General features: G+C 76.3%; 2 protein-coding genes. One reads left to right on the forward strand and one right to left on the reverse strand.

Annotated elements, in window-relative coordinates:
* Positions 1-93: 93 nt before the first annotated feature.
* On the reverse strand, positions 94-687 hold the full coding sequence (gene pgsA, locus HGA02_RS17600; RefSeq protein WP_124344346.1) for a CDP-diacylglycerol--glycerol-3-phosphate 3-phosphatidyltransferase: 594 nt from the start codon (positions 685-687) through the stop codon (positions 94-96).
* Between the two features lie 94 nt (positions 688-781).
* Between pgsA and HGA02_RS17605 the strand changes: the two genes are divergently transcribed.
* Positions 782-2036 (forward strand): CapA family protein (locus tag HGA02_RS17605; RefSeq protein ID WP_343035581.1); only part of this gene is annotated, 1255 nt, incomplete at its 3' end.

A 2036-nucleotide genomic window follows, 5' to 3' on the forward strand; every position in this document is an offset into this window, starting at 1 on the left:
GCGGCGGCCTGCCCCACGGCGTCGTGCGACTCCGCCGGCGCCTCGTCGGGCGGATCCGGCGCGGACCGACGGCTCTCGACCACGGTGCCGCGCCTAGACGCCCGCCGCGGGCGGCACCGCGGCAGCCCGGCGGATGCGCACGGCGGTCCGCACGTAGTCGAGACCGGTCACGACCGTCACCAGCACGGCGGCGCCCATCGCGACGGCCGCGACCACCTCGACGGCGGCCGGGAGCTGGTCGAGCGGCAGCAGGTAGAGGCCGATCGCGACCGACTGGAGCACCGTCTTCAGCTTGCCGCCGCGCGACGCGGGCAGGACGACGTACCGCAGCAGGAAGAACCGCATCGCGGTGATGCCGAGCTCGCGGACCAGGATCACGACGGTGACCCACCACGGCAGGTCGCCGAGCCACGACAGCAGGACGAGCGCGGTGCCGACGAGCAGCTTGTCCGCGATCGGGTCGAGCAGCTTGCCGAGGTCGGTGATGGTGCCGGAGCGCCGGGCCAGCCAGCCGTCGAGCCGGTCGGTCAGCGCGGCGACGACGAAGATGCCGGTCGCGACCAGGCGACCCGTGACGGTGTGGCCGCCGTCGGCGAGGAGCGCCCACGCGAAGAACGGGACGAGCACGATGCGAGCCACCGTGAGCACGTTCGCCAGGTTCCAGGCGGAGGGGACGGCGTCGACCACCCGCTCAGCCTAGTTGGGCGAGCGGGCAGCGCCGCGCACGGCCGTTCGGGTGACGCGTGTCATCCGGCCGTGACGCCGCCACTACTGTCCGCGTGTGACCCGCCACGCCCGCGCCGGACGACGCCGGTCGCCCGCCGTGGGCGCGCTGGTCGCGCTCGCGTGCGTGCTGGTCGGCGTGGGTGCCGCGGCGGCGATGACGCCCGCACCGTCGGACGGCGGGATCGTGGCCGGCGCACGGCTCGACCTGCCGCCGGGCGAGACCGCGACACCCGCCGGCAGGTCGGGCGGTCCCGCGATGCCGCCGACCGCGTCGACCGCCCCGACGCCGGATTCGACCGCCGACCCGGACGTGGACCTCACGCTCGTCGCCGCCGGCGACGTCCTCCCCCACCTTCCCGTGCTCGCGTCGGCGCGGAGCGTCGACGGGTACGACCTGTCCCCGCTGCTCGCCGGCCTGGACCGGTGGGTCCAGCCCGCCGACCTCGCGCTGTGCCACCTCGAGGTCCCCGTCGCGCCCGCGGGCACGCGCCCGAGCGGCTACCCGATGTTCGGCTCGCCCGCCGCGATCGCCCAGGGGCTGCGTGCGCAGGGCTGGGACGGATGCTCGACGGCGTCGAACCACTCGGTCGACCGGGGCTTCGCCGGCGTGACCGCGACGCTCGACGCGCTCGACGCGGCCGGCCTCGGCCACGTCGGCACCGCCCGCTCCGCGTCCGAGCAGGTGCAGCCGCAGCTCTACCGGCTCGAGCGCGGCGGCCGCGTCGTCACGGTCGCGCACCTCGCGGCCACCTACGGCACCAACGGCATGCCCGTCGACGCGGACAAGCCGTGGTCGGTCGACCGCATCGACGTGCCCGCGCTGGTCGCGGCCGCGACGGCTGCCCGAGCCGCGGGGGCGGACGTCGTCGTGGCGAGCGTGCACTGCTGCGTCGAGTACCGCACGGAGCCGACCGCGGAGCAGGTCGCGATCGACCGGCAGCTCGCCGACTCGGGTGTCGTCGACCTCGTCATCGGTCACCACGCGCACGTGCCGCAGCCCGTCGAGCGCCTGGCGGGCGGTCCCCGAGGGGCGGGCATGTGGGTCGCGTACGGGCTCGGCAACTACCTGTCGAACCAGGACGAGGCGTGCTGCGCGCCGGCGACGAGCTCCGGGCTGCTGCTCACGGCGCACCTCCGGGCGACCGGTGCGTTCCCCGCGCGGGGCGTCGCCGCGGGGCCCGTCGAGGTCACGGGCGTCGAGTGGACCCCGATCACCGTCGACCGCACGGGCGGGCACCGGCTGCACGCGCTCGTCGACGTCCCGCAGGGCACCGGCACGCTGTCCGCCGCGCAGGTCGCCGACCGCGTGG

Origin of the sequence: Cellulomonas septica (assembly GCF_012396155.1) — a bacterium.
GTDB lineage: Bacteria > Actinomycetota > Actinomycetes > Actinomycetales > Cellulomonadaceae > Cellulomonas > Cellulomonas septica.